This is a genomic window from Bacillus sp. FSL W8-0848, assembly GCF_038007805.1.
Classification (GTDB): domain Bacteria; phylum Bacillota; class Bacilli; order Bacillales; family Bacillaceae; genus Bacillus; species Bacillus glycinifermentans.
Genome location: NZ_JBBOYB010000001.1, coordinates 1,883,833 through 1,906,573 on the forward strand (window position 1 = coordinate 1,883,833; position 22,741 = coordinate 1,906,573).

The following is a 22,741-nucleotide window of genomic DNA, read 5'->3' on the forward strand; positions in this document are numbered from 1 at the left end:
TTGGCTGTATCTTCGCTAAAGAGCCGGTATGACCGCCCTCTTTGCTTCAATGTTATAAATTGGCTGTCGATGATGAAATCTCCTCTGCCAATTGAAACTGATTTATAAAAAAAGATGGAAAAACTGCTGCCGGTTTCCACCCTTGCCATTTTAGCTTAAGTTGATTGACGATATCAGCCTCGAGTACATCAAGCGGCGTCCTGATCGTACCCTCCCCCTGTCTGACTTGCTGTTTTTGCGGCATCTGTCATCGCCAGCTGAGCGGCAGCCACCGCCTTGCAGCCGTCTTTCAAACGTACTCAAAAAAACTTGCCACCATATGTTCGTGCTCTTCCTTTCATGATCAGGTCAAACGCATCATCAATTACGGCAATCTCTACATCCACAGATGCCTGGCGGTGAGTTGCATGGCGGTTCAGACGATCCATCGTTCCTTTCACAGTATCCGGATGCGTTCGTTCGGCAGATTTCATCAAAATGTTTATAACCGGCGTTGAAACAGGCAGCGAAGCCCCCTCCAAAACGGCAATATAATAGGTGCAAGTCAAAAGAATCGCATCAGACTTACCCGCAGCCATCCATTCATTTGCCCCTTGCTTTTTGTTCAGGTTTAAACATCGGATCTGGAAAATGAACGATCTCGATATCGTATGCTGAGAATACAATGTTTGAATGATGTGCATAAAGTCAGGCGAGTTTTTTCTTCACGTTGATTCCTCCCGAAAGCAAAAAAAAGAGGCGGTTTCCCGCCTGTTTTTATACTGCAACTTCAAACGTCAGCTTGTCGCCGTGCCTATAATCGATCAATTTAAAATCATCAATCGTAAAGTCGTAAAAATTTTGGACGTCCGGATTGATCCACAGCTTTGGAGCCTCGTACTGCTCGCGTTTGAGCTGAATATGTAAATTGTCGATATGACGGGTGTAGATGTGGCAGTCCCCGATATTGAAAATATATTCGCCGAGTTCATATCCCAGCACTTGAGCTATCATCCGCTGCAATACATTATACTGGAACACATTAAACGGATTTCCCAATGCCATATCATTGCTTCTCGCCCTTACTTCCAAGGATAGTTTTCCTTCCTTTACATACCATTGCGTTTCGTATACGCACGGCGTCAGCGCCATATCATCCAAATCGTCCGGGTTCCACAGCATCGTGATGTGCCTTCTCGATGACGGGTTATGCTTTAATTGATGAAGCAAATAATCGACCTGATCTACTTTTTCGCCGTTTATCGTTCTGTTTTTCTTGCCTAATTGATGCCCGTAAGCCGCACCGATCGTGCCGTCTTCAAGCCTCCACTGATCCCATATGTGCACGCCCATATCTTGAAGCGTCCGGACATCGTTTGATTTAAGCTGCCAGATCCACAGCAATTCTTTAATCGCCGTCTTCCAAGCCACTTTTTTTGTCGTCAAAATCGGAACTTCTGAATTGTCAAAACGCATCTTCTGACTGACGATGCTCAATGTATGGGCCGGAGTGCCGTCTGAATCCCACCTTGTCCGCACGTCATATTCTTCATCAGAAATGCCGGTTTCAATGATTTTTTGGATGATTGCGTTGTATTGTTGATCATAGTGGCTCATGTTATCCTCTCCTCACCAAAAATGATATGAATAAAATCCGTTTTTTTCAATAGCAAAATCTTACGTTCGTAAGCTGTAAATCTCCAAGGCTTCGCGCAGGACATGTTTGTTATATCCGGTCATGTGATGAATTTTTTCGGCCCATCCCTTAACATCGCCGTAAGCGGGCTCTGTGACCATCCCCCTGCTTGTGCTCAACCAGCTGTTCCAGCCGGAAAACTCCCAATGCGCCGTTTCACCTTGATACGGCACTCTGCATTCCAATAACGGCTCATTCTTTAGTACGTTTTGAGAGTATTCGGCGGCTTCTAAAAACATCTTCTTGTCGACAGGCTCCGGATGATAGATTTGGGTTGACGTTTTTCCGTTAGGCCTGTGATAAACGACTTCTATTCGCTCTGGGACGGGCCTCACTTGAACCTGGGCAGCCGGAAAAAAGCCGCTCAATTTTTCAACGGTAAAGTCTTCGGAGTCAACGTCCACTAAAATCGGCTGCAGCCATTGGTCACCCAAATCGCATAGAAAACGCCTACCTTTTTCATCAAGGGCGATCACCGCGGCATGCACGCCGTCTGTTTTGAAATGATGTATAAGCTTCTATCCCGTCTTTTTGAAATTCGTCAAGCAGCCAAATCGCCAGGTCAAAGCAATTGCCTGAAATCCCGTATTGGCGGTAATGCTCTTTCATTAAAGACACATCTCGCTGCTTCTTTTCGCCGGCCCGCTGATCATACCACGCTTTCGTCAGCGTTTCCATCGGAAAATGGTCAAATTTTCTCCATGTCAAAAGGATGTCGTTCGATGCAAGCATTTTCCGCCCTCCTTCCTTATTCGATCAAATACGCGAAAAAACCCTTAGACAAGTAAGGGATTTTTCACAGATGTGTTCACCTATTTATCGTTTTCATCTTGCGGGAGCTGGATGAAAGCATTCGAACCCGTAGCCTTCGGCATTTTTCCATCCCACTTTTGTATCCATTGGTATTGAATCATTTCGTCTGACATTGATTTTTTGATAATTTCATTATACTCTGCGATCCCTTCGGCTTCGATCTTTTTCTTCTTCGCTTCAGCTTCGGCAATTTTGAGCTCAGTCTGCGTTCTTTCCAGTTCCTGCGATGATTTGACGCGCGCATCGATCGCTTCTTGCGTCGCTTTATCAGGCTTGGGAACCCCGAGGGTTAAATCGTCGATGACAAAACCGAGCCTTTTCATATCATCTGCAAACGTTTTTTGAATTTCCGCTGCAGCTTCAGAAGACTTTTGGCCGTACGTATCGATGACTGAATATTTCGATATTGACTTTCTTGCAGCGTCCCACAGCCTTGTTTTCAGATAGCTGTCTTCAATCGATGATATATCTACGGCACCGAATTTGTTGAACAGCTCTACGACTTTATCAGGCTGGACGACATAGTTATAGGCGATATCCATTGATATGTTTTTTCCGTCCGAGGTTGCCACCTGAATGTCCTGGTTGTTTACGGTCTGCATCCGGACCGGATACTCCGTCACCTTGTCAAACAGTCCGACGAAATGCCAGCCTTGATCAAGCGTTTCCGATTTTACGCCCCCGTTTGGAGAGTACACGACTCCGACGTAGCCATTCGGAATCTTTTCGATAAACAGCGATGCCAAAAACCCCCCTGCGATTAAGGCGACCGCTACGATGATTCCGCCAAACCATGCTTTGCCTTTATTCTTTTTCGTTTGAATGTCATTCATCCCCGTCATCCTCCAGCGTTTTCTTGATCTTGCCCGCTCCGCTCCCGATTTTTTTAAAAAGCGGGCTAAGCATCAGCCATACTCCAAACCCTATGATCATGAGCAAAATGACAGAACCGATCATGACTTTCATTTTTTCCCCTCCTCGTCGGCGTACAGTATGACTTTTCCTCTCGCCTATATTTACGTTCATATGAACTTAAAGTTTCATTTTTTAATAAGAAAACCTCCTTTTGATTTAAAATAAAAAAGATAGAACATGAATATGCATATATTTGGAGAATTGAAGTTGACCCTAAAAAAAGCATTTATATCATTGCCGGAATCATGGCTTCAGGAAAAGCAACGATTTCCCAGATGTTGCAGGGCAATTCGATCAGGGTGTTCACGTTCGGGGCGAATATTCCGGAAGATGATTGTCCATGGTCGCATCGATATGTCCTGACGGCAGGGAAGGCGCGGAAGAACGGTTGAGGCTTCGCTACAGGATGGCGGCAAAGGTTGCGGAAATGTACTATCAAGCGGGATTGTTTAGCAGGATATTTATTTAGGAAAAGAAGTAAAGGCTTTTCTTCAAAAATTTGAAGCATCCCCCGTTTACCAGCCATCATCGACAGAGAAAAAACCGCAATAAATCAGGCTGCCGCATCTGGGAGGTTGAAGCCTTTACCACATATCGGAAAAAGCAAATCCGAAAACAGGGCTTTGGATTGATTCATCTGAGTTGACGCCGGAAGAGAGGCGCTGAATGAAATTATAAAGCGGGCGGAACCCGAAGCGCGTCTTGTATCAAAGAAGACTGCAGACAACGCCTGCAGTCTCTTTCGCCGGATGTAGTAAAGGCATTTGTTATGTATTGAATATTTTATCCCGTATTTGAGAATGGATATTGGGATTGAGCAAAAAAATGATCGATTGAAGCTGTTCCTTTTTGTTGATTGAGGGATCTGCGTGATGCTGATGATTATAGCCGCTAAAAATCGCGATCATCGTCGAAGCCAAAACCCTCGGGGGAATTTGGGTCTGAACAATTCCTTCCTCCTGCAGCTGCTCGATCAGCAAAACGAAAAATTGTCTCCACCGTTCATACAATAATGCGATTTTCTTTTCGATTTCCGGATATCTGTGGCTGTTGGCCATAAATTCCAAAAATAAAGCTGTCGTGTGCTCTTTATTTGTTTTTTGAATCAGGTATTCGATTCCTGTCAACAGACCCCTCAAAGTCTTTTTCTGAAAACATTTCATGCTGATCAGAAAACGCTCTTCCATCTGTTCATTCATAATGTGAAGAAATAATGACTCTTTGGATTTAAAGTATAGATAAAACGTAGCTTTTGAATAACCTGCTTCCTTCATGATTTCATCTACCGAGGTTGCCGAATAGCCCTTTTGGGCAAACAGCCGGCAGCCGGCATCTATGATTTTTTGAACCGTATTCATTGTGTTTTTTTTCATTAGCTGTCCTCTCTTCTTTGATTGAAAGTGAATGGGTATGTATGCAGAATATTTAGAAGCGTTAAGCACCGGATGATATTTGTAAAAAGCGCTCCATTCTTTCGCTCAAAATGGAGTCAACAACCTGAGACGGACGCTCTGATATCAAGCATAGCAGTGTCAGGCGGGGACCGCCAAGTGACATAAGGCCGTAATCTCCAATGAATCGACTAAGGTCAAACGGTATGTAAATTCGTCCCAGAGGCGCTTTCCGGATACAAATTTGCCCATTACTTTGTAAAATTCCCAGCATTCATTCTAACATTTACTGCTAAAAACATCACATATATTCTAATTTATTTAATCGAACTTTTCAGTTTTTTATAGGAATGAATAAAATGCCCGGGATCTCCGTTTATTTCAAATGCGAAGACCCCCTGATTTGTATGGAGATAAAGCAGACCTGCGTCAGTGAAGGGCCTGTATGATATGTCATGGATATGTTCCAAACGAAATTGACGGTTTGCGCTTTGGATTTTATCTTTGTATAAATTCAGACGGTGCTTTATTTTCAAATATTTTTGCTGATTGAATTCGATGATCTTTTCTGTTTTATGATAAGAAATCGCGGAAATGACATGCTGCTCTTCCCTCACGTTTATTACCTCCGTATTTTAGGACAGACGAAATCGATATCCCGGACTTTGTCTACATGTTATCTTTTTTCATACGCAAAGGTAAAGCAGCGCGTTTTCCGGAATCACGTCCTTACGGCTTCATCAACCGGTAATATTCATACGAATGGATGGCTAATCCCCTGTAAACGGAAAGGTTTGCATAACGGGAGTCGACGATGTCGAGCTCTTGATTCATTTCGGTTTCCGTTTTTCCAAAAAAAGTTGTATAGGCCTCTGGAACATCCTTCGTTTCTACAGCGACGGAAAAGGGTTTTCCTGTTTTGGCCGCATAATCGGCTTCCCCTTCTGAGATCGAAATGATTCCTGCTGCGGTATTTCGGTAGGCCATCATCGTCACGCCTCCGTCCATCATATCGATCACATGATAAGCCAATTTTTTAGCAGTTCCTTGATAAACATAATCGTATTCCGCTCCGTCCCACCAAAACGGGATTGCCGCGGACACCGGAATCTTCTCCGGCTCAGATGCAGCCTTAGTCTTAAGCTTAGCCAGGAGATCCAAATAGTCTTTGATCAGCGTTTTCCGGGCCTCTTTATCCTTCCATTCGGAGTTTAAATACGGTTCAATATCAAACTGAATACCGGAAAACCTTTTCTCGGCTGAGGAGACCTTTTGATTGAAATCATAAATCTGTTGCATCTGGTTTAGCGCTTCATTTTGACGCTGCCCCCACGATTTATCGCCGTTTAATGCGTAAACCTTGATTCCGTTTTGAGCAGCTGCAGCATTCAGCATTTCATATTTATACGGATCAGTTTTCAGGTAATCTCCTGTCATGACATACATCAAATTGACCCCTTTTTGCAAGGCAAAGCTGATCAGCTTGTTCCGGTTGTCCAGCGTATTAATTTCCTGCCGGACATCCCATACATACATGGCTTTGTCTTTTCCCGAAGGCGTTTCAGCTAATGCAGAATCAGCACCCGCCAGAGCGAAAAAGACAATCAGAAAAAGCGCCAGCCATTTTTGTTTTCGCAGCATGATGGGATACTCTCCTTTCCATCTCTTAATATTTTCCTTTTCATATCGCAAATTGCTGTCCTATTTTGTTCATCGGAAACAAAATGGATTTCTTTAACAAAATGCAGTCATAAAAAAAGCATACTGACGTACGCTTTAATTTTCCTGCAGACGCGGCTTTGCGGGATCACATGCAGGTTTTTGCGTATTTGTCGATTCCGCGATTTTCATTAAGTAGTAGCATTCTTCCCTCATCATATGGTCTGCCATAAGCGCTGAAAATGTACCGAGCACCTGATCGGACAACTCCAATTCCTCTATCTCGTGGAGAAAAGTGCGGAATAAATCGATTTCAAGCTTAACGTCCTCATTCATTTTTCTAAGAGCCGGAAACGATTCAACATTGGCTCTTAAATAACCGGTAAGCTCCACAGACTTCAAATAAAACTGTTCAAAATGCTTCTCAAATCCCCTGCTCTTTTTTTTCAAGCGTTTTTCCACTCCGTCGAGATCATCGCTGATCGCTCCCGCGTGTCCGGCAGCATCCATCAGCCACAGCATATGATGGTGCAGTTCGTGAAAGGTAGGCGGAACTTCTTTTCTTTTCAAATATTTCATGACAAGCAAATATTCTTCAAGCTCATTTACCATATGATTAATAAAAGTTGGAGAAAGATGAATTTTAATATCGCCGGTTAAATGCCTTTTAATGATAGAAAGCTTGAACTTTCTGAAACTCAGCGCATATTCCTCCGCTTCCATCGTCAGCGAATACAAATCAGACGACGCGTTGACTTTCTTCAACAGCACATCAAACGCTTGCTTGAACCGCTTCGCCTGCTCAATGTCCCCCCTCTCTCTCTCAGCCAACGAATCAAGAATAAAACGGGCGTGATCCCCCAACACCTGAAGCCAGAATTTGTGCTCAAAGACCGCTGTTTCCTGATATGTTTTCAACATCGCGCCTCCCTTTCATAACCATTCTTCATTATGGCTATTCGGCGAATGCTTCAATTATGATCAAGGCACAGGCCCTTGCTGCTGCGCATGACTGTAAGACGCCCGCTACAGGCCGCAGCCGGATCCTTAACCTCTCTTCAGCAATTCGTCTATCCATTGATGGAGCTTGCCGGATGACATTTCTCCTTCATAAGCGCGCATGATGTCGCCTTCTGAATCAATGAAAAACGTTGTCGGCAGGCTAAAAATCTCCCAGGACCGGTAAACTTCAGCCTTTTTATCAAGAGCGACGGGAAAGGTTAAGCTGTAACTGTCTATAAAACGTTTTACGACAGCTTCTGATTCTTGAACATTCACGGCAACGATTTCAAGATCTTCCCCTTTATAACGGGAATAGGCTTTTTGAATAACCGGCATTTCCCTTTTGCACGGTCCGCACCAGGAACCCCAAAAGTTCACGACGACCGCCTTGCCTTTCAGCTCTTTCAGGTTTACTTTTCCACCGTTCACCTTAGGTAATGTAAAGTTCGGAGCCGGCTGGTAAAGCTCCGCGCTTTCCCTCCTGTCATCGCTTACAGCGAACTGCTGGTAAAGAGCGAACCATGCTGCCGAAATGAAAAGGACGAGAATCATGGTCTTAAACAAAAGCCGCTTCTTTGTTTTCATTGTATTTTCTCCTTCGTTATACATCATCAAAATCTACCATAATAATTTGATGCAATATGTGTAAATCCCTTCATTTTCTGCAAAAAGCTGTTTTGTCTGTTTGATGAAACTTTCGCACCTGAAATACGTATGTAACTGTCAAGGAGGTTTCAAAAATGAAAGAATACGAATTTGTAAGAGTCGAGCTGAGCTCGTTCAACAGAAAACCAAAGGAAGATTACCAGCAAATCATTCGCGATTACGCCGGCAAAGGATGGCGTTTTGTTCAAATTTTCGCCCCAAGCACGGCCGGTTACGGATCTGCGGCTTATTTTGAGTTAATCTTTGAAAGGGATGCCTAGTCCGGTGACTGGGCATTGACAATTCCAAAAAGAAACCCCACATAAAAAGCGAAAAATAGAACAAAAATATACCTATATTTCACAAAAAGGGAACATCAAACAACATGGATAGAAAAAAGAAGTGGGATTCTGAACTTAAAACAATGCTCATTTGGAAGATGGCGGCTGCCTCGGCATTATCATGGGAAATCGCAAAAGCGTTTGGATCGAATCATCCATACTTGGCCCCGCTTTCCGTCATTTTATGTCTCCATGGAACAGTAGGCAAAACCGTCAAGTTTTCACTCAAACGAATCGCCGGTACAGTCATCGGAGTCCTTTTGACCGCTTATATTGTCTCGTTCGTTCCCCACAACGGCTGGGTTTTAGGCGCTTTATTAGTGTATGGGTTATGGATCTCAAAATGGCTGAAATTAGATCAAGTCGGGCTGCACCAAGCGGCGATCACCATTTTATTTGTTTTTTCGTTGGCGCAGTCAAATCATTATGCATTCGACCGGATCATCGATACCGTGATCGGAGTGGCCGTAGCCATATTGATTCATATAATTTACCCGCCTAATTTGACAAAGTATGCTTCAGAATCAATGCGCCAGTTTTCAATTAAAATCAATACCGCTTTTATGGACGTATCGTCCTGGATCAAAGCCGGATGTCAAAAAGCAAAAGGAGAAAACCTTCAAAAAGAAACCGATGCATTATTAAAAGAGCTCCACCAAACCAAAAAAGCTTTGCGCCATGCATCAGACAGCGTAAAATTTATTCCTGCCGGCGAAAAAAACAGGCAAAAACTCAATGCTTACGAACGGGAAATGAAAGATCTTACGGAAGGATATACATATTTGTCAAACACAATCAAAACGTTTTTGGAATGGGGCGCCTCCGGTCTTATGTCTTCAGACGACCGGTCGGCGTGGGCAGAGCAGATCGATATCATCGGCCAGGCATTCAAAAACAGCCAAAAGAAGATATTTCCGTTATCTCAGGATTTGAACCCTGAACGCCTGGCAGGAATATCCCCTCAGCTTGCTCCGAACATCTATCCGATTGCTATATATCAAGAAACGAAGAACTTTTTAGATGCTGTCAATCACAATTAAGATACAAGCCGGTCCAGCCGGACATCAGCCGTCACGATTTACGTTGTTTGATCGCTAAAAATTCCTTCTGAAAAATGCACATTCTGATCGCATTATGATAAAAGCCGTCTACGAAAAATTCATCCTGCAGCTCGCTTTCGATTGAGAAACCGCATTTTTTATAAAGATGAATGGCCTTTTTGTTTTCTTCATCGACGATTAAATAAAGTTTGTGCAAATTTAAGACGGAAAACGCGTAATTCATCGCCAAAAAGGTTGCACCGGCCGAATAGCCTTTGCCTTGATGTTCAGGATCAATAATAATTTGAAACTCTGCTCTCCTGTGAATATAATCAATCTCGACCAGTTCCACCAAACCGATCATTTCTGTATCTTTCTCCACGATAAAACGTCGTTCGCTTTGGTCATGAATATGCTTATCAAATAAATCCTGCAGCTCGACGAACGTTTCATAAGGTTCTTCAAACCAATAAGACATGATCTTCGCATCATTATTGAGGCGGTGCACAAACGGCAAATCTTCTCTTTCCAACGCACGCAATTTTAACTGATTATCCATGTAAATATCCTCCAAATTTTTTAAAATCTTATCATCAAGACGTGAGCCGGAGGCCGATGACCCCGGCGATGATCAGACAAAGTGAAATCAATTGTGATAAGCGAAACCGTTCCTTAAACCAAACAAAGCTGACCGCAGTCACGCCGATGCTGCCAATCCCGGTCCAGACTGCATACGCAACGCCTGAAGGAAGAACCTGCATCGCTTTTGAAAGGCAATAAAATGACAAAGCAAAGCCCAGCGTCATCACGATGATCGGCCATTTCTTTCTTGTACCATCAATATATTTCATTGCTACAGCCGCAATCACTTCCTCAACGCCGGCAAGGCAAAGCAACAACCATGCCATCAATGTTCACCTCCTGACCTGGCGTTTTTTTCTTTCGTGAAAATCTTCATTCCGACAATGCCCGCAAGCAGCAAAGCTAAAAAGAACATTTGGCCTCCGGAAAAAGATTCTCCTAAAAAAATTCCCGTCAAATACGTACCGGCCGTTCCAATTCCTACGAATACGGTGTAAGCGGAAGCCATCGGAATTTTTCTATAGGAATAAATCAAAAGTAGAAAACTGACCGCAATCAACAATAGAATGATCAGCCAATCTAAAAAACTATCAGCATGTTTAAGTGCAGAAGCCCAGACCACCTCAAGAAAACCTGCAATTATAACGATCAGCCAACTCATTTGTAACACCCCCAGTTTTGTGAATGAACGTCAGTCATTTTTAGGGCAAGAAAAAATGATCGGCAAAAAACCATCATTTTTTATGTTCAGCTAAGCTTCTTTTTAAAAATGCAAAGATCTCGTTCTTGAAAACTTCGATATCTTCATCTTTTTCAGCCCCAATGTAATACCGTTCCGCCGTATTCTCAACAAAGTTAATAATCGTTCTCGCCGTCCACCTTACGTTGATATCGCGAATAATCTCGCCGTTTTCGGCCGCTTTCCCGATAATTCCCTCAAGCCACTTATAGTACGGCTGATAAATCGCTTCCCATTTCTCCATGGAATGGTCGATGGCAAGACCTGAATAGCAAAGAACGATAATATCCTTATGAGCATTTGTAATATTGAATGTCTCATCGATCAGAATCTCCAAAACCGTCCAGAAATGCTCGGTGCCGTTAATTTTGCTTTTAATCTTATCCAGCGTATGCGTCAGAAGGTTCTCTGCAATAGCCGGGATCAAGGCGTTTTTCGATGAGAAATATAAATAAAAGGTCCCCTGTGCGGTCCCCGCCCTTTTCACGATATCCGAAATGGAGGCCTTATCAAGCCCTTTTTCAGAAATGACTTCAATGGCAGCCTGCAAAATTTTATCGTATTTCCCCGACGTTTGTTTCGGCAAGTTGAAGACCCCCCTAATAAATGAATGACTTTCAGTCATTTTAGTTGATTGGTTGTTTGGTGTCAACTGTTTTGTTCAACGTGCTGTCGGAGATATGTTAAGGGATTCCATTGTTTCGCTGTACGCGCTGGGAGATCGCCTCCGGAAGCCCCCGGTTCCGGCGGAGCAGTGTAACGCTTGGAACCGTGATCGCATACACCTCAACTATGTAATATTTAAGATTACGATTGAGCAATTCTTAAATTTAAAAAATGCCAGCCGCCGGATTCAATGCCTTCTGCTGGCTATACTGTTGTGGTTCCTCTCAAACGAATGAACGTCTTAATTTTCTGAAATCTCGAATAGGCATTATGTAGTTAAATGATTCACTTCATTCGCCACTCGAATTCCGGATTCAATCGCTCCCTGCATCCATCCGTGAGCGCGTGAGGTGTGTTCTCCGGCGAAATGGATTCTCCCTTCAGGAACAGGAATATAAGGATACAGCTCTATTTCCTGTCCTGGTTCGAACGCTGTGAATCCCCCGACGGAAAATGGGTTCAGACTCCAGCTGAATGAAGCGCCGGACACAAACTCAGACCACACGATATCTCCATAGAGTTCCGATAAATTCATTAAAGTATACCAGAGGCGCTCTCCTTCTGGCATACTGTCCCATGTCAGCGCTTCATCCGCCCATGTATAGCTTGCTAACACGACCGCATGTCCATTCGATCCGATGCCAAAGCTTGGGTAATACGAAAATCTAACCGGGAGATCAGTTATGGATTTGCCGCCTCGCTGCCCTGCTTTCTCCCAAAATCGACTCTTAAACTCAATTCCGGTTTTTGTTGCGGCTATATAGTTGAGTTCGCGAATGGCTCTCCGTTTAAAGTAGGAAAAGGAGCCGAATGGTTCAACTTTTACAAATCGCAAGGCTGAAAAAGGAATGGTGATGATCGCAAGGTCGCCTGAGAGCGCTGTATGTTCCCTCGACTGCTGATGAATGCAATGGATCGTTACTCTATTTTGATCTTGAGAAATTTTCACCATTTTTTGATGGAAGAGAATATTTTCTTTTAACTGAGGAAGAAATGCCTGCGGAAGCAGGTCCATGCCGCCTGTTATCTCATAGAAGCGAGTCGGCGATGTGAAGAATATCGACTCCCGCAATACTTCAACAAGGGACATCCCCATGTACGCTTCCATATCCAAAAGTACGCCGATCATATCGATTGCACCGCTTGAAAAATAAGTATTCAGGAAAGAGCCTAACGAATGGTTCCTGTATTGTTTTTCGACAATACGCCAATTTCTCGCAGGGTCTTGATTAATAAAATCGAGGATCGGCTGCAATACGGAAAGCATCAGTTCTTCAGCCGTTTTTCCTTGTTCATTCGGTGCAACAGGATATCTCAAAATGCCCGGATTTTCTTCAAAAATGCGGAGACGTGTTTTAACGCCGTTGGCATAAATGATGTCCATTGGAGTTCTGTTCAAAAATACATTTGTTGGCAGCTTGAATTTTTCAATATATTCCAAAGTTAAAGAATGGATATCCGGAATGCGCATCGGCCCGACATTGAAATACAATCCGGCACTAAAGGGGGACCGCGAAGTGTAGACACGTCCTCCGATTCTATCATTCGCTTCCAGAATCGTCACGTTGTGTCCGGCATTCTTTAGCAAAGACGCTGCCACAAGCCCGGCCAACCCGGCACCAACGACAATAATGCGCTTCGGACGATGTGATGCCGGAAGACCGTTTCTAATAATCGCGATCATGTCTTTGTTCTTTAATCGAGCATTCACTTTGCGAGGCACCCTCTTTTTTGATTTATTGCATTATATTCACCAAAAAGGGTGCCTATCACGATCTAATGAATTTTTTTGCTGTTGAATTAACTTCCGAATCCCTTCAGGTTTTTCACTCCTGACAATCGTTTTCCAAACGGAAATTTTCTTTCAATATTATAGAGCTAATTTATAATTTCTATTCTATTGGCAAGAGGTTCATAGAGCCATCTTTCAGCAAATGTGTCCTCAATTCTTCGAGTGAGACCATTTTTAGTGAAAAAATTACAAGCCTTACCGCTTTCACAAGTAACTGGCTCTTCTGGTCGCCTATAATGGAGTTGCTTTTTCGGATCCGTGGATCTTTTTAACTTTCCCTTCCCAAATTTGAACTGATCTTAAAATGAAAAATGAAACCAAAGGTGTTGGAAGAGCTATTATCAGGAATAGAACATTTTTATCTACAACTTCTGATACCACCCCTGCTAAAGCATATCCCAATGGCATTAAAGAGCTGTTCACAGCAAAAAATGCTCCCAGTGACCTAGCTCTGTCACTTCCTTCGGTCACTCTTTGCAGATAGCCCTCAAGATAAATATTCACGACTCCGCTAATAGCGCCAGTTAAAATAAGTAAAATTAAACCTATGTAGACATTTGTAACCCATCCTAAAGGAGAAAGTAACAGACCAAAAATTAACATCAACGTAGGAGCTACAACCTTAAGGTGTTCTTGCTTTGCCAAAAAAGAAAGAGTAATTGCTGCTACTAGTGTACCTATTCCCCAAATTGATTGAAAAATACCGCCAATCCATTCATTGTCTTTAATTAATATAGAAGTCCATACAGCAATATAAATCGGGAACCCACTAAACAAAAGCTGCTGTATACTTGTACCATACAATAGATTTCTCAAAGGTTTATTATTTATTAGGTTGGTGAATCCGGTGAATATTTGCCTTCTGCTAAATGCGACCTCGCTTTGGCTGCCTCTTTTATCTTTAATCAAAAACTCCAAAAAAATTGATATAAAAGTCAGGCAACCGCATAAAATCCATACATATCCGAAAGGAAAAAAAGTGAATAACACACCGGTGATAATAGGAACTGTAACCTGAGCAGTTTGATTCAATATTTCTTGAAATGCTATCCCTTTTTCAATCACATCCCTTTCAAGAGTAGCAGAAATAAGAGATCGTGAAGCTGGTTCGATAGCCGTCAAACAGATAGAAATTAATGCTCTAGCAATGATTAATAGTAATGTGGATGTGAAATTAAAAATGGCTAAAATACCAATAACGAAAAATAAAAGAGAAATGATGATATCAGAGAGGGCAATTATTCTTCCCCTATGGAACCTGTCTGCCAGCCAGCCGGTAAACGGTGAAAGTATTATTGATATTCCCAGCCCCAATCCGATTACTAAACTTCCACTTAAGACGCTATCTGTTTCATTTAGAGACCACCATATTAAAGAATAATAAAAAAGTGTAGAGCTTAATAACGACAAAAAAGTGCCAGACCACAGTTTAAAAAAATCGCCTTTGAATATCCATGAATGCTTCAAACTATTCCCTCGCTTTAAGAATAGAGACTATCTACAAGATAGCCTCTATTTATTAAGTATTTTAATTAGCTGCTGTTTTTACCTCTTCAGGGAAAAGTATTTTAATTACATCTGATGTTTCATGTGTATATTTAGATTGTTGGATGACAGTCATATTATGATGAAGAGCAGCTGTAATTAACTCTCTTGCAGAATTAGAAACCGAATGATATAGCGAGTTAAAATCATTGTTTTCTAAGGCTTCGACAGCTTTTTCTTCCGCATTAAGGTATGTTAAATGATCAATGCATTGTATTACATTTTGAATCCCGCGAACTCTTATCCTGAAGATTTCTTCCATTTCTTTCTCATCATACATGATTTCTTCATATTTTGTATCAAGTTTTTTAGTGTTATGAGGATGCATTTCAAGCTCCCTATGCTGCACTTCAACTAGCAGGTTTCTTGCATGCTTTAGTTTTTTAAAACCCTGTCTGACTGCATCAATAGCTTTTATTTTGTCACCTGCAAAATAATATTCGCCTGCTCTATCAAACTCAATAACACCAAGATAAACTTCTACCAATGATTCTTGTGTTCTGACCGCTAACGCTTCAGCTTTTGACTTTAATGATGGTACCTTCGGTGTTTTACAAACATTTGCCACAACACCCATTTTAATCCCTCAAATGTAAATTATTGCATATATAATGTTACACAAAAAGAGCGTTCTTTTCAACATAAATTTCAATTTTCTGAAATCAAAATGTAAATCATTTGTTTCTCTAATTTTTTTGTAATCTTTCAACGAGAGCAAACATTCTATTAAATTCTAAATATTGAGAGTTTAAACCAAATATATAGCCCTTCTTATCAAATTAAACGTTTAGCCAACTATTGATCTATTACAAGGATAAAAGCATCCCGCTGTAGTGAGGGAAGAATTGAAGGTTTTACAAATAGCGGACTCGTAATCCAAAAAGCTTCCCCAAAAAGAAGCCGGCAGAGCTATTTCCGATCACTTTGGATTGGGGAGCTTCCGGTATCATTGCAGGAAATTCTGATATCCAGCAAGAAATAAAAGACAACCTCCAAACTGTCTAACATAAAAAGAAAGCCGATTTCCAGATCTGCGAAAAAAAATCGACTTTCTTTTTTGTTCTTAAAAATCTGTATGGATGTTAGCTGAAATCGAAGCCCTTCCCCTCACGCAGCAATCCTTTTGTTTCCATTGTGTGAGCAACACCAAGATGAAAGTGCGCGTACAGGGCTGTGCAGCCGGTCATCTCCTTCCCTCTATTGATGAACTCGACCATTTTTCAAAACCCTTATAAATGATCTATACAATTGCTCGCTGCGGGCATAGGATAAACTAGTACTTCAAGGAGGTGAACTACATGAGCGGAGGTTACGGAACAGGTTTTGCTTTAATTGTTGTTCTGTTCATTCTCTTGATCATCGTCGGTGCTAGCTGGGTCGGCGGAGGATTTTATTAATCAAATGGGCACTTAACTTTATTTAATTTGAGAAGTGCAGAAATAACACCCTCCGGCTAACAGTTCTTATGGGTGTTACCCTCCTCTGCACTCCTCCCAAAACGAACTGTCAGATCAATCCGTTGGAATTCATTTACCCTCCCCATGTTATTGTTTTAAAATAGAAGGGGCCCTTTGATAAAGGGCCTTTTTTGCCGGGTTCGATTATCTGCGGAATAGGGTGGATGCATCACAAGGCCATAACCTTCAAATCATATGGTCAGCGCCCTTCAGCAAATCATCAGGCTCGCCGAATTTCTTCTTCCATATCTCCTGTGCATTCTAATAGCCTCTGTCCAAGCAAATTTTTCGATGCCCCTGCTCAGGAAGCATCCCGTTTAAAAGCAACCCCCTGTCCCGCGTTTCGGATGGACAGCTCCCATCTCATACCATTCTTTTAATGCTCCATCTGTGCGCTGATAAATCAATTCACTGGCAGAAGCGTATTTAATCGTTCCGGTCGCTTTATTGCAGATTTTATCTAAGCGATCAAAAAATTTCGGCACTACCCGCTTGTATCAAAATCACATTGCAAGTGCCGCTTCTTATTTTCGATTTTCTTGCGATATCTTAAATGAGCTCTGATAGACCTGCTTTGGCAATGTATCCGTAACCATCGTTCCAAAAAATGGTTCCATCTCTTTTTTGTCCTTGATATGCGGCCTTCTTATTTCAATGTAATGTGCGCAGGTCACTCCTTGATTTTTTCGAATCTATGAATCGTTGCTTGAGGAGGGTTTGACTCTTTAAGCATGTGAAGCCATACTTTTACTTTCTGCTTCTGTTTAAGCGCTTCTTTGTTATTTATGTCACTGAGTCCTAACACAGTCACTTTGTTCCGGTATTTTTGAATGATCTCTCTTTCGGTGAGCCTGTAATCCTCTTTTTTTGGCCTGTGCTGACTCTCAACAAGGATTGCTCTATCCCCTTCCTTTAACATTACATAGCCGACAATGCTCTGCCCCTTTTCAGGAGCTTCAATTTCTTTATTCGTTTGACATCCGGACCCAGCTAGAATAGCAAAAACTGAAATAAGCACGAACACCCTTTGCAATACACCGTCTCCTTTCCAAGATTGAAAAGAGCGTAACACACGCGTTTTAATATTTGAATCCAGGATTTTCTTTTATATTCAGGAGGATGGCGGGGATATCTAAGTTCGTTGTATCGTATAGAAAACGCTCATCTATTCCCTTATTTTCGAATTCATCGGCTAATTCCAAACATCTTGTTCCCATCCGATGTTTTTTTATCCTTAAGGCGTCTCTTCGTAACAATTCACCTTTTTCAACCCATAATACAACATAAAAAATTACAGCAGCCTTCACCTCGGCATAAACCTTTCGAGAAAAGGCTTCCACTTCCTCTGGAAAAGCAACATAATCAATCACGACCGTCTTATTTGCCTGAATAAAATTAATGCTTACATCAGCAATGTTTTCCCAGGTCAAGGCCAATGATTCTTCGCTTTCCCAGGGCGGGCGGTAGCCACCGATAACCATATCACTGATGACGTCTCCTTCTATATAAGCGCTCTGGTCAAACTGCTCGGAAAGCCTCTTTGCAATCGTCGATTTACCTGCCCCTGCCGGCCCGGATATGATATAAATTTTCAATCGTTCCACCTGCTTTTGATATGTATGTTTTCATTTCGGCAGAAGTGATCATAATCCTGTTCGATCAAAAAAACATTTGACGTGTTTGCCGCCGGAATTCAAAGGTATCTGGACAAAAAAATGGCCGGTTTTCCATAAGACTAACCGGCATTTGATGATCAAACAGCATTATCTCTTATCTTTTTTGTCCTATAAATTGAATAACATGAGACAAGCCATTATGCAAATCCCCTTCATGACGGACCACTTCCCCCATGAAAAAGTGAACAATGCGCCAATCTGCATAAATTTGCAAAAACTCTTCAGGGGAATATAAAAGTTCCAAGTCTTGCGGCCCTCCGCTTTTATACGGAATTTGGTGAATGGAATAAACCTCTGCAACAAAAAAGCCCCCCGGCTTCACTGCTTCTTTCACACCCAAAAGCGTTTTTCGGCGCAATTCTTTTGGGAAGTGCCCAAAAATACATACGATTTCGTCCCATTGATCTTTTTTCCATGACGCTTCATGTAAATCAACCAGCTCAGTTTTAACTGTTACATCCCGCGATGCGGCAAGCTTTTCAGTTTTTCGCAAACCTGATTCGGCATAATCCCATGCAGTGACATCCATTCCCTGCTCGGCCAAAAAAACGGCGTTCCGCCCTTCGCCTTCCGCAATGGCCAAAGCGTCACCTGATAACTGGAGCTTTTTCTGGGATTCTGATAAAAATGCATTCGGTTCGGTTCCGTAAATATAGTTCTCATCTTGAAAACGGGTATTCCAGAAGGAAGTCATGATCCGATTCTCCTTTCCCACATGAGATATCACCTGGCATCAAGCTTCGGCTATTTATTTTGTTCCGGTGGATCCATGTCCTCCGCGGTTTTCGTTGCCTAAATGATCGACCTCGACCAATTCAACTGCAGTCATCTTCTTCATGATTCTGAATTGGCAAATCCGATCTCCTTTTTTAATTTCAGTATCTCGCAGCGCATAAGCCGGGAAAAACCAGAAATCACTGTCCCCTTTGTATGACTCATCAATCACGCCCATTGAATTTGTCTGAATGATACCGAAATTTTTATATGTACTTGAACGAGGAACGACATGGGCTTCATACCCTTCAGGCAATTCCATCGCCACTCCGAGAGGAATCAGTTTAAACTCATCCTTTGGAATAGATACATCTTCCGCAGCTCTCAGATCAATCCAATCACCCTGTTCGATTTTTGAAATGCGCGTTTGTGTTTCGTCTGCATATTTGATTTTGATTTGCAATGGCATATGTGTTAACTCCTTTTTTATTTCAACTTTGATTATAAGTATAGCAGTTAAGGCCTCTCGTATAAAACCAATGCTGGGCTTCATTTTATTGAGCGGGATGTGTCGGATGCTGCCCCCTCACTCTTCAGGCTTTTTTCATCCAAATACCTGATCTTTGATAAATCGAATAGAGAGTAAGCTATGAAATTAAACTTTTCATTAAAGCGTTAGACAAAAAAGTGCAGTTTATGATCTAGCCGTTCAAAATGTTGATGCTATGCAGTCCTCTCGTTCAACATTGTCTCTGCAATGGTTAGGCTCTTCCAGTCAGTTTTATATTTGCTTTTCTTACTTTTTTGTTCGTAAGTGGACAAAAGTCAATATCAAACCCAATATAATGAATAATATAGGATAAAACAATACAGATGATTGAAAATAGGCTGAAGCTTCACTATTGCCATTTCCATCAATCACAGTGTTAGGAAAAGCAATAGAAAACAACTGTAACGAAAATAGCATGAATAAGCCAAGCAAAAACGAAATAACTCCTGATATAAAGTACATATTATAACCTCCCAAATAAATATTGCGCGCTGTTGCTAATGAAAAACTTGCAGTATAGTGTTTCCTATTGAATCCTTTACACTTTCTCTTTATTACTCTTGATCTGCAGGAAAACTGAATCCCAAAACCAAAAGATCGCAGCAAAAGTAATACTGTAAAAATAAATCGCAGCATTTTCAAAAACGCTGAATACATCGTCCGCGTTATTTGTGATAGCAAAGATGTACCAGACTAAAAAGGATGCAAAGCTGTAGATTAATAAATATTTGAAATTAAATTTCTTCGGATTACGATTTAAGAACACTTGAACCGGTATAGCAAATATTGCATAGCAGATTATAAGAATGATAGTCACAGCAACCAATGGGATATAATGAAAGTATCCTAAGTTAATCATATATACACATGTTGCTGCCAGAGATGAAAGAATCAGCGTATAGAGATACCTTCTAACTCGCACGATTTACCCCCCCTTTCACTCTTACTATAAAATAACGCACTGACTGATAAAAGACAGTGCGTTTTAGTCTTACGTCTAGGGTTTATAAAAGCGGATTAACGCTTTCACCTTCATTTTTATAAATATCGTTTGATGACATCCATTCTAAAAATTGCTTATACGGGTAATAAGTTGTTCCCTTTATTTCAACTTTAGGTGCATTAGGAAATTTGCTTAGTAATTCCTTAGTCTCTTCCTTATTTAATCCTAAATAAAAGTGCAGATCCTTTTCTTTTATTAAGGATGTGTACCCGGGAGAGCTTGCTTTTGGACTTTTAAAGTTTTTTAATCCATCCCCTATGAAATAGCCCATCAAAGCTAAGCCGATTCCTAACCATAAAAGATCCATAAGTACGATCCATCCTTCCGCCTCTTTACAGCTATTTTTCTTCATTAATAAATTTAGTTTATACGTATTCACAAGTTAATTTACAATCGTCTGAGATTGTGGAAAAGTCAAAGGATTGGCCTAACCTTTACTTTCATAACTTGAACATGTTCACCTTGTTGGATTGCAATTAGGTTTCATCTGCTCCCCGCCATTCGGCACATTGCTTCCCCTTTTGTTTTTGGAACAATGCTAACAAAAGCTTTATTTAAGAAGGACTTTCATCAACGGCATTTCCTTTTTCTTTTCTGAGAACATATTGGCCCCGGTATGTCTTTTCGACTTCAGGGTGAAATTTTATTAATCCCTGCATAAATGTCGTCATATTAGGAATTGACATCCCCGTTTCTTTTTCAATTTCTTTTTGAAGCTCACGGCTTTTTATTTCACCTTTGTGGCGCTTTAAAATCTTTAAAGCTGCCTCACGATGTTTGTAAGCTTTCGTTCCAGGTTTGGGTTTTCTTCTGGGGATTGAAGATGAATCAATGGGTGCTGATTTCTCTGGTTTATTTTTTTCAAAAGGTTTTGCAGTTGCATTGGCTAACTCTAAAAGCGGTTTTTTGTGGATCATGTTAGGCTCGCTATTGTCTAATTCGCGCAGCTTAGAATAAATTTCATTCCGTTCCTCCCGGAGTTCGCGCATGACATTGATCTCAGCATCGTTAAGCTGCTCAAGTCTTAAACGGAGCGCCTCTCTTTCATTGAACACGTTCGCCATCTCCTAAAAACCATTATTTACTTATAGTGTATAGGACTTTTTTATGTTTAACAATCGTTTTTCATAATTATTCACAATTTCACAACTGTTGGATTCATTAAGATTTACGTCCAATTCAAAAATGTATAAGGCAAACCAGTAAGGAAAAACCGGGATGCAGATGAAATCTGCCGCACAAGAAAAAAATATATAGTGTAGTAACTGTAGACAATTAGGGAAGATAGGCTTATAGATTAATCGGGTACTTTCATTTTTCTCTTTTCCGCAGGTTTGCTCCACTTGAAAATTTTGTTTAAATGCTTATAAAAGCTCTTGCTTTCTTTTGCCATAAGTGATCCCGCAACTGCCAAAATGAGAACATAGAGCGCGGTAAAAGGCGTTAAAATAGGATTTAATCCTGCTGTAACCCCTAAATTAGCTACGATGATAGAAAATTCTCCTCGGGCCATGATGGTTAATCCGATATTGGTAGAGGCTTTATGGGATAAACCCGCTTTCCTTCCAGAGATCATTCCGGCTGCAAAGTTGCTTATAATCGTAAGTACAGCTGCGCCTAATGCCAGCCAAATTGCATCAGCTAATGTTGATGGATCAATACTTAATCCAAAGCTGAAAAAGAAAATCGCCCCAAAGAAGTCCCTAAACGGAACGACAAGATGTTCGATGCGATCTCGGTGCTCAGTCTCAGAAAAAACCAAGCCTAACAATAAGGCACCAATCGCTTCTGCCACGTGAAGCGTTTCTGAAAATCCCGCAACAAAAAATAAAATCGCAAATATCACAATGATAAAAATTTCATCTGATTTTATGTTTAACCATTTATTTAATAACAGAGCACCTTTTCGTGCGATAATAAAGAACAGTAACATATAACCAACGGAAATAAGAACAGAGGTGAAAATACCGAGGAAAGATGTAGAACCGGCAAGCAAGATGCCCGACACTGTTGTTAAAAATAAAGCGAGAAAGATATCGTCAAATAAAATAATCCCCAGGATGAGCTCTGTTTCGGGATTAGCAGTTCTTTTTAAATCGACAAGCACTTTGGCTACAATCGCACTGGAAGATACACTAAGCAGTCCGGCAATAATGAGCGTCTCCATCCAAGGCATGCCTGTGACAAGTCCATACAGAAGGCCTAAGATGAAGTTAACGGCCACATAGATACTTCCGCCCACTACGATGTTTTGCCCTGATTTGACCAGCTTGCCGACAGAGAATTCAAGCCCTAAGTAGAAAAGTAAAAAAAGTACACCTATTCGGCCTAGAAATTGAATAATTTCATTGCTTTCGATAAATGTTAAATCAATGATCCCAATCGTTGGAGCGTGTGGGCCTACAATCATCCCGAGAACAATTAGAAAGGGGATGATTGAAAACTTTAGTCTGTTTGCAACAACAGCGCCAATCGCAACTATAACAAGTGCCGTACCAACTTCAAATACTAAGTGATCCATCTATAATCTCCACTC

Annotated in this window: 29 protein-coding genes and 1 pseudogene; 3 read left to right on the plus strand and 27 right to left on the minus strand. The window is 41.4% G+C overall.

Annotation, left to right across the window (positions count from 1 at the left end; translation table 11 throughout):
* Positions 1–52: 52 nt before the first annotated feature.
* The 12 genes and pseudogenes from NSQ39_RS09835 to resA all read right to left on the minus strand — a co-directional run bounded on the left by NSQ39_RS09835 (position 53) and on the right by resA (position 8,040).
* Positions 53–244 (minus strand): hypothetical protein, encoded by a 192-nt coding sequence (locus NSQ39_RS09835; RefSeq protein ID WP_046132804.1) that lies wholly within the window; start codon positions 242–244, stop codon positions 53–55.
* Between the two features lie 55 nt (positions 245–299).
* On the minus strand, positions 300–578 hold the full coding sequence (locus tag NSQ39_RS09840) for a hypothetical protein (RefSeq protein WP_046132803.1): 279 nt from the start codon (positions 576–578) through the stop codon (positions 300–302).
* 178 nt (positions 579–756) lie between these two features.
* The gene (locus NSQ39_RS09845; RefSeq protein WP_046132802.1) at positions 757–1,596 is read right to left on the minus strand and encodes a thymidylate synthase; all 840 of its coding nucleotides are present in this window, start codon (positions 1,594–1,596) and stop codon (positions 757–759) included.
* A 60-nt stretch (positions 1,597–1,656) separates the two neighbouring features.
* A pseudogene (locus tag NSQ39_RS09850) lies at positions 1,657–2,407 on the minus strand (hypothetical protein).
* A gap of 80 nt (positions 2,408–2,487) precedes the next feature.
* Entirely contained in the window at positions 2,488–3,321 is an 834-nt protein-coding gene (locus NSQ39_RS09855) for a prohibitin family protein (RefSeq protein ID WP_175075171.1), read from the minus strand.
* Positions 3,314–3,454, minus strand: a complete 141-nt coding sequence (locus NSQ39_RS09860) for a hypothetical protein (protein ID WP_164918159.1) — start codon at positions 3,452–3,454, stop codon at positions 3,314–3,316. Before NSQ39_RS09860 ends, NSQ39_RS09855 begins: the two co-directional genes overlap by 8 nt.
* Positions 3,455–3,629: 175 nt before the next feature.
* Positions 3,630–3,911 carry a hypothetical protein gene (locus tag NSQ39_RS09865; protein WP_175075172.1) on the minus strand — a complete coding sequence of 94 codons (282 nt, stop codon included), beginning with the start codon at positions 3,909–3,911 and terminating at the stop codon, positions 3,630–3,632.
* A gap of 259 nt (positions 3,912–4,170) precedes the next feature.
* Positions 4,171–4,776, minus strand: a complete 606-nt coding sequence (locus NSQ39_RS09870) for a TetR/AcrR family transcriptional regulator (protein WP_175075173.1) — start codon at positions 4,774–4,776, stop codon at positions 4,171–4,173.
* A gap of 335 nt (positions 4,777–5,111) precedes the next feature.
* On the minus strand, positions 5,112–5,411 hold the full coding sequence (locus NSQ39_RS09875) for a hypothetical protein (RefSeq protein WP_046132799.1): 300 nt from the start codon (positions 5,409–5,411) through the stop codon (positions 5,112–5,114).
* Between the two features lie 112 nt (positions 5,412–5,523).
* Positions 5,524–6,435 (minus strand): hypothetical protein, encoded by a 912-nt coding sequence (locus tag NSQ39_RS09880; protein WP_052948580.1) that lies wholly within the window; start codon positions 6,433–6,435, stop codon positions 5,524–5,526.
* A gap of 135 nt (positions 6,436–6,570) precedes the next feature.
* The gene (locus NSQ39_RS09885) at positions 6,571–7,371 is read right to left on the minus strand and encodes a DUF2935 domain-containing protein (protein WP_046132798.1); all 801 of its coding nucleotides are present in this window, start codon (positions 7,369–7,371) and stop codon (positions 6,571–6,573) included.
* A gap of 129 nt (positions 7,372–7,500) precedes the next feature.
* The gene (gene resA, locus NSQ39_RS09890) at positions 7,501–8,040 is read right to left on the minus strand and encodes a thiol-disulfide oxidoreductase ResA (protein ID WP_046132797.1); all 540 of its coding nucleotides are present in this window, start codon (positions 8,038–8,040) and stop codon (positions 7,501–7,503) included.
* 155 nt (positions 8,041–8,195) lie between these two features.
* Here resA and NSQ39_RS09895 point away from each other — a divergent pair, with 155 nt between their 5' ends.
* Positions 8,196–8,381, plus strand: coding sequence for a DUF4177 domain-containing protein (locus NSQ39_RS09895; protein WP_046132796.1), 186 nt, complete (start codon positions 8,196–8,198; stop codon positions 8,379–8,381).
* A gap of 104 nt (positions 8,382–8,485) precedes the next feature.
* A complete protein-coding gene (locus NSQ39_RS09900; RefSeq protein ID WP_175075174.1) occupies positions 8,486–9,481 on the plus strand; it encodes an FUSC family protein in 996 nt (331 codons plus the stop codon).
* A gap of 31 nt (positions 9,482–9,512) precedes the next feature.
* On the opposite strand, the gene speG is transcribed toward NSQ39_RS09900, so the two are convergent.
* From speG to NSQ39_RS09935, 7 genes are all read right to left on the minus strand, one after another.
* Complete coding sequence (gene speG / locus NSQ39_RS09905) at positions 9,513–10,040, minus strand: spermidine N1-acetyltransferase (RefSeq protein ID WP_046132795.1); 528 nt, start codon at positions 10,038–10,040, stop codon at positions 9,513–9,515.
* Positions 10,041–10,074: 34 nt separating this feature from the next.
* Positions 10,075–10,389 carry a DMT family transporter gene (locus NSQ39_RS09910; protein ID WP_046132794.1) on the minus strand — a complete coding sequence of 105 codons (315 nt, stop codon included), beginning with the start codon at positions 10,387–10,389 and terminating at the stop codon, positions 10,075–10,077.
* Positions 10,389–10,724: a DMT family transporter gene (locus NSQ39_RS09915; protein WP_046132793.1), complete on the minus strand. Its 336-nt coding sequence runs from the start codon at positions 10,722–10,724 to the stop codon at positions 10,389–10,391. Before NSQ39_RS09915 ends, NSQ39_RS09910 begins: the two co-directional genes overlap by 1 nt.
* A gap of 73 nt (positions 10,725–10,797) precedes the next feature.
* The gene (locus NSQ39_RS09920; RefSeq protein WP_046132792.1) at positions 10,798–11,388 is read right to left on the minus strand and encodes a TetR family transcriptional regulator; all 591 of its coding nucleotides are present in this window, start codon (positions 11,386–11,388) and stop codon (positions 10,798–10,800) included.
* A gap of 348 nt (positions 11,389–11,736) precedes the next feature.
* Positions 11,737–13,152 (minus strand): flavin monoamine oxidase family protein, encoded by a 1,416-nt coding sequence (locus tag NSQ39_RS09925; protein ID WP_202049153.1) that lies wholly within the window; start codon positions 13,150–13,152, stop codon positions 11,737–11,739.
* A gap of 339 nt (positions 13,153–13,491) precedes the next feature.
* Positions 13,492–14,727 (minus strand): MFS transporter, encoded by a 1,236-nt coding sequence (locus tag NSQ39_RS09930; protein ID WP_175075176.1) that lies wholly within the window; start codon positions 14,725–14,727, stop codon positions 13,492–13,494.
* A 61-nt stretch (positions 14,728–14,788) separates the two neighbouring features.
* On the minus strand, positions 14,789–15,382 hold the full coding sequence (locus tag NSQ39_RS09935; protein WP_231947463.1) for a hypothetical protein: 594 nt from the start codon (positions 15,380–15,382) through the stop codon (positions 14,789–14,791).
* 721 nt (positions 15,383–16,103) lie between these two features.
* Here NSQ39_RS09935 and NSQ39_RS09940 point away from each other — a divergent pair.
* A complete protein-coding gene (locus tag NSQ39_RS09940) occupies positions 16,104–16,202 on the plus strand; it encodes a YjcZ family sporulation protein (RefSeq protein ID WP_081605354.1) in 99 nt (32 codons plus the stop codon).
* A 730-nt stretch (positions 16,203–16,932) separates the two neighbouring features.
* Here the strand turns inward: NSQ39_RS09940 and NSQ39_RS09945 are convergent.
* From NSQ39_RS09945 to NSQ39_RS09980, 8 genes are all read right to left on the minus strand, one after another.
* Positions 16,933–17,286 (minus strand): DUF3221 domain-containing protein, encoded by a 354-nt coding sequence (locus tag NSQ39_RS09945; RefSeq protein ID WP_157759335.1) that lies wholly within the window; start codon positions 17,284–17,286, stop codon positions 16,933–16,935.
* Between the two features lie 55 nt (positions 17,287–17,341).
* Positions 17,342–17,857 carry an AAA family ATPase gene (locus NSQ39_RS09950; RefSeq protein ID WP_052948578.1) on the minus strand — a complete coding sequence of 172 codons (516 nt, stop codon included), beginning with the start codon at positions 17,855–17,857 and terminating at the stop codon, positions 17,342–17,344.
* 175 nt (positions 17,858–18,032) lie between these two features.
* Positions 18,033–18,632 carry a class I SAM-dependent methyltransferase gene (locus NSQ39_RS09955; RefSeq protein ID WP_046132789.1) on the minus strand — a complete coding sequence of 200 codons (600 nt, stop codon included), beginning with the start codon at positions 18,630–18,632 and terminating at the stop codon, positions 18,033–18,035.
* A 54-nt stretch (positions 18,633–18,686) separates the two neighbouring features.
* Positions 18,687–19,121 (minus strand): dUTP diphosphatase, encoded by a 435-nt coding sequence (locus NSQ39_RS09960; RefSeq protein ID WP_065894529.1) that lies wholly within the window; start codon positions 19,119–19,121, stop codon positions 18,687–18,689.
* 619 nt (positions 19,122–19,740) lie between these two features.
* On the minus strand, positions 19,741–20,124 hold the full coding sequence (locus NSQ39_RS09965) for a UPF0715 family protein (protein ID WP_046132786.1): 384 nt from the start codon (positions 20,122–20,124) through the stop codon (positions 19,741–19,743).
* 82 nt (positions 20,125–20,206) lie between these two features.
* A complete protein-coding gene (locus NSQ39_RS09970) occupies positions 20,207–20,512 on the minus strand; it encodes a hypothetical protein (RefSeq protein ID WP_046132785.1) in 306 nt (101 codons plus the stop codon).
* A 247-nt stretch (positions 20,513–20,759) separates the two neighbouring features.
* Complete coding sequence (locus tag NSQ39_RS09975) at positions 20,760–21,260, minus strand: Rok-like winged helix domain-containing protein (RefSeq protein WP_175075177.1); 501 nt, start codon at positions 21,258–21,260, stop codon at positions 20,760–20,762.
* Positions 21,261–21,502: 242 nt separating this feature from the next.
* Positions 21,503–22,726, minus strand: coding sequence for a cation:proton antiporter (locus tag NSQ39_RS09980; RefSeq protein WP_175075178.1), 1,224 nt, complete (start codon positions 22,724–22,726; stop codon positions 21,503–21,505).
* Positions 22,727–22,741: the final 15 nt, after the last annotated feature.